Source organism: Mesorhizobium sp. M2A.F.Ca.ET.039.01.1.1 (genome assembly GCF_003998035.1).
GTDB lineage: Bacteria > Pseudomonadota > Alphaproteobacteria > Rhizobiales > Rhizobiaceae > Mesorhizobium.
In genome coordinates, this window is record NZ_RZRY01000514.1 from 1 (window position 1) to 4,605 (window position 4,605).

A 4,605-nucleotide genomic window follows, 5' to 3' on the forward strand; every position below is an offset into this window, starting at 1 on the left:
AGGCGCGGCCGCGAGGACTATCACCGCAAGACCTGGCCGCGCCGGACCCGCTGCAAGGAAGGCAATCTGGCCTTCTTTTACGACCACTACGGTTACGAGCGCTACGACTTCGTCGCCCAGATGGACGCCGATCACGTGCCGACGCCGACCTATCTGAGGGAAATCCTTTATCCCTTCGCCGATCCCGCCGTCGGCTATGTCTCGGCGCCCAGTATCTGCGACAACAATGGCAACGAAAGCTGGGCCGCGCGCGGCCGGCTGTTTGTGGAAGGTATGCTCCACGGCCCCCTGCAATCCGGCTACACCAGCAACGGCGCCCCGCTCTGCATCGGTTCGCATTATGCCGTGCGCACCATTGCGTTGCGGCAAGCTGGTGGGCTGGGTCCTGAACTGGCCGAGGACCATTCAACCTCGATGCTGATCAACGCCGCCGGATGGCGCGGCGTCCATGCCATCGATGCAATCGCGAATGGCGACGGTCCGCAGACTTTCGCCGATCTGATTACTCAGGAATTCCAATGGTCGCGTAGCTTGACGACCATCCTGCTTGAATACACGCCGACATATCTGTCCAAGCTCAGCCCGAGGCTCAGACGGCAGTTCGTATTCTGCCAGCTCTGGTATCCCATGTTCGCCTTGTTCGCGATGGCGACATATATCATGCCGATCTACGCGCTTTTGTCGGGCGACAATTTTGCCAACGTGGCGTATCCGGAATTCCTTTTCTACTATATGCCAAGCGCGGCCATCCCGATTGCTCTGGTGATCTTTCTAAAGAGGTTAGGTCTCTCGCGTCCATTCTCGGCGAAGGCTGTCAGTTGGGAAGGGACACTCTTCCATCTGTTCGCGCGCTGGCCCTGGGTGATGGCAGGAACGCTGGCATCGGTTCGCGATTATCTGACCAAGTCATTCGTCGATTTCCGCGTCACTCCAAAAGGCAGCGGCCCAAAACACCTTCTGCCCGCCCGCGTCATCGTGCCATACGCCCTGCTTGCGGTTGGTGCTTCGTTGCCGGTTCTTCTTGTGGAGCATCCTTCGAGGGCCCTCGGTTTCTACTGGTTGGCCGCGTTCAATGCGACGATCTACGGATTGCTGGTCGTGGTGATAGTTGGCAAGCATCTGACAGAGAACAAGATTTCGCTGCGGCAAAACGTAGGCAAGTTTGCCCTGCAAGGATCGCTCGCCGCCGTCGCCGTATTAATCCCGCTGGCGGGATTTTACGATCGCGGGCTGCAAGGCATATATGGACTGCAGCAGGGCGCCGGCCTACACATCGTCAAGGTCACGTATCCGGTTTCCGGTGCAGGCCGCGGCGAGCTCGGAAGCCAAAGGTTCCGCTTTGATCCCGGTTGGGGTGAATGAAGCCTCAAGAGTCGAATGAATGGTCGAATGGAATGCCCGGAGACAGCTGTCGTTCATAGTTCAAATCCTATTCGGCGGACTCGCTTCTTTGGTGGTCGTCGTCGCGCGCGAATGCGTGTGATTAGTCTGGACGCGACGACGCTAAGCCCTGGCAAGCGGGCATCTCCTGCTCACCATCATGCCTAATCCCGAGTATAGGCCGCAGATAGACTCGCTGCGAGCGGTTGCTGTATTCGCCGTCATGTACTCGCACTTCTGGGATGAAGCCTCACCCTGGGGGCATTATGGTGTTCGGCTGTTTTTTGTTATCAGCGGTTACCTGATCACGGGTATCTTGATCCGATCGAAAGAAGTGGCCCGATCGCAGGGCGCTCTCGGAGTCATCCTGGTCTTCTATCTGCGGCGGGCCCTGAGGATTTTTCCGGCATATTACGTGATGCTGACCTTGGCGGCCGCCTTCTTGCCCGAAATCCGGACATCGTTGCCCTGGCACGCTGCCTACCTCTCCAATGTCTTGTTTGCGCTAAACGGTAACTGGGACCCCTGGCAGCTCGCCCATCTGTGGAGTTTGAGCGTCGAGGAGCAGTTTTATTTGTTTTGGCCGCTGCTGATCGTACTGAGCCCTCGTCAAACACTAATCCCGACGCTGATTGGGGTCATCCTTGCGGCAGTCGCCTTTCGGGCAGCCATCATGTTCTATCTTCCGGAAGGGCCGGCCCGTTACGTGCTGACGCCGGCCGCGTTTGACGCTTTGGGCGCCGGCGCCCTTCTCGCGGCGATCGAAGCTTCCAATCGACTGACCGATGTGCTGCGGTGGAGACTGGCGATAGCAAGCGTCGCGGCCATCGCCATCGTGGCGGTTTCATTCACGCTGCAGGCGGCCATGTTCAACTTCGTCCTCGGCGACTTCCTGACGGTCGTACCTTTGGTCGCTGTCGTGTGTTGGGCGAGCGCAGGTGCCAAGGGCCTGATCAAGCGACTGGCAGAGAACTCCGTTTTGCGATATCTGGGCCGTATCAGCTACGGGATCTATCTTTATCATTTTCCCCGCACTGGCCGTCGTCTTCCTGTTCTGCGAATCCTTCGAGACGCAGTTTCCTCCGCTCGGTCCGATCCGGTTCGTGATTGCGGGCCTGGTCACGGTCGCGGCTGCCGCGACCTCCTGGCACTTGTTGGAACAACCGTTGAGCCGCCTGAAGGCGAGACTGTCCTACACAGCTACGCTGGCCAGAAATTGACCGTCGGCTTGGGCGGAAAGAGCGGCTGCCGAAATAAACGTTCGCATTTTAATAATAGTCGATAGAGTCGCGAAAGACCGCGCTCATCATCTCGTTTGCACGAATTTTAATAAGTCCCCTCTAATATTGAGCCATGATGTGAATGGCGGCGAGCCGTTCGCGTGGCGCGGAAGCCAAGCAAAGAGGGAATATATCCGCGCGAAAACAACGCTTATTTCGTGGCAGGGGACGACAATGAACGATTTCATGAAGGAAGCAGCGGCCGTAGGCAAGAGATATGCTTGCGCCATTGCCGCTCTTGCACTGGTCTCGATCGGGTCCGGTTGCCAGAGCATGGACACGATGAAGACCAGCTCGATCAGCATCGACCCGGCAGCCCACACCACCACAAAGAAGATGCAATATGTCATGAAGCATCGGCTGCATCGCGTTCACCGCAAGTCGCTGACGCAGACGTCCAGCGTGACGCGCGTGAGGGAAGAGGCTTATGCCACCTTCGTCCGGCCGCAGCCTGCTCGTGTGCCACGGCCCGTCAAGATTTCCTACAGCATGGGCAGCGTCGGTCCGCTGCTTGGCCATTCGCCGTGGATCTGCGGCCCGAGTGGCTTCGGCCAGCGCTCGGCCTGCCGGGCGCGCTAACCCACCCAATCCGTCGCCGGGGGGCGTGATCGCGGGGCAAGAGGGTATTTGCGTGCTGACGGCACGCTGCCTCTTGCCCTTCGGTTGCTCGCCCGTTGCGGTTCCGGCCGACGGACGCCGGCGGGATTACTTCCGACGCGCCTTCGGCTTTTCGACAACAGCCGCCTTGCTCGGCCAGTGCCAGCCGTCACCCTCGCCATGCGCGGGCTGCGGCCGCGCCACGTAGGCGAGCGCGCCGTTGGCCTCGAGATAGACGCGTGACAGCATCTCGGCCAGCACGCCCGACGTCACCGCCTGCAGCCCGGCGATCACCAGGAAGAAGCCGGTGATCAGCATCGGCCTGGTGCCGATATCCTGCCCCCAGAAAACCTTGATCGCGAAGAGATAGGCCAGGATCAGCGAGCCGAGCACTCCGAGCACGATGCCGATGCCGCCGAAGAAATGGCCGGGCCGCGTGCGATAGCGCAGGAAGAAGAACATGAAGACGAGGTCCAGCACCACACGGAAGGTACGTGAGATACCGTATTTCGACTGGCCGTGGATGCGGGCGTGATGGGTCACCACTTCCTCGGCTATGCGTCGCGGCGTCGTCACCGTCGCGAGCCACGCCGGGATGAAGCGGTGCATCTCGCCATAGAGCCGCACGCTGCGGATGACGCTGCCGCGGAACACTTTCAGGCTGCAGCCATAGTCCTTGAGCTTAACGCCGGTGACCCGCGCGATCAGCCTGTTGGCGATGCGGGACGGCAGGCGGCGCAACCAGAACCCTTCCTTGCGGTCCTTGCGCCAGCCGGCGACGAGGTCGAGATCCTCGGTCAGCAAGCGATAGACCATGCGCGGAATGTCGAAGGGGTCGTTCTGCAGATCGCCGTCGAGCGTCGCGATGACATCGCCGCGCGCGGCGTCGAGGCCAGCCTGCATGGCGGCGGTCTGCTTGTAGTTGCGCACCAGCTCCACGCCATGCACATACGGCCCGTACTGCGCCGCCAGCCGGCGGATCTCGGCGGGGGTGGCGTCGGTGCTGCCGTCGTCGACCAGCACCACCTCCCATGGCTGGCTGTAATTCTCCATCGCCTGATGGATGCGCACAAGCAGCGGCTCGACATTGTCGGCCTCGTTATACATCGGGATGACGATGGAAAGCTTGTGCTCGGGCATGACGGCGCCCTCGGGCAATCCCGATGCGGGGATGGGAAGCACGTTCATGGCGGTCATTTCCTTGCCGGTCCCGCCGCCGGGGTTTCCGGCAGCGTCGATTTCGAGGGGAACAGCCAGGCGATCGCACCGGTTGCGACCGCCGAGCACAGGATGAAGAGATGCAGCGCGAGCGCCGCCTGCAAGCCGTCCTTCATGGCAATGCCGGAAT

At 60.6% G+C, this 4,605-nt stretch carries 4 protein-coding genes; 3 read left to right on the plus strand and 1 reads right to left on the minus strand.

Going from position 1 to position 4,605, the window contains the following annotated elements; genetic code table 11:
• The first annotated feature begins 66 nt into the window (after nt 1–66).
• From EOA24_RS28135 to EOA24_RS28145, 3 genes are all read left to right on the plus strand, one after another.
• Nucleotides 67–1,362 carry a glycosyltransferase family 2 protein gene (locus EOA24_RS28135; protein ID WP_348633085.1) on the plus strand — a complete coding sequence of 432 codons (1,296 nt, stop codon included), beginning with the start codon at nt 67–69 and terminating at the stop codon, nt 1,360–1,362.
• 178 nt (nt 1,363–1,540) lie between these two features.
• Entirely contained in the window at nt 1,541–2,665 is a 1,125-nt protein-coding gene (locus EOA24_RS28140; RefSeq protein WP_127410297.1) for an acyltransferase, read from the plus strand.
• Between the two features lie 169 nt (nt 2,666–2,834).
• The gene (locus EOA24_RS28145) at nt 2,835–3,239 is read left to right on the plus strand and encodes a hypothetical protein (protein ID WP_126078223.1); all 405 of its coding nucleotides are present in this window, start codon (nt 2,835–2,837) and stop codon (nt 3,237–3,239) included.
• A gap of 126 nt (nt 3,240–3,365) precedes the next feature.
• On the opposite strand, the gene EOA24_RS28150 is transcribed toward EOA24_RS28145, so the two are convergent.
• Entirely contained in the window at nt 3,366–4,445 is a 1,080-nt protein-coding gene (locus EOA24_RS28150; protein ID WP_126078222.1) for a glycosyltransferase family 2 protein, read from the minus strand.
• Nucleotides 4,446–4,605 lie beyond the last annotated feature (160 nt).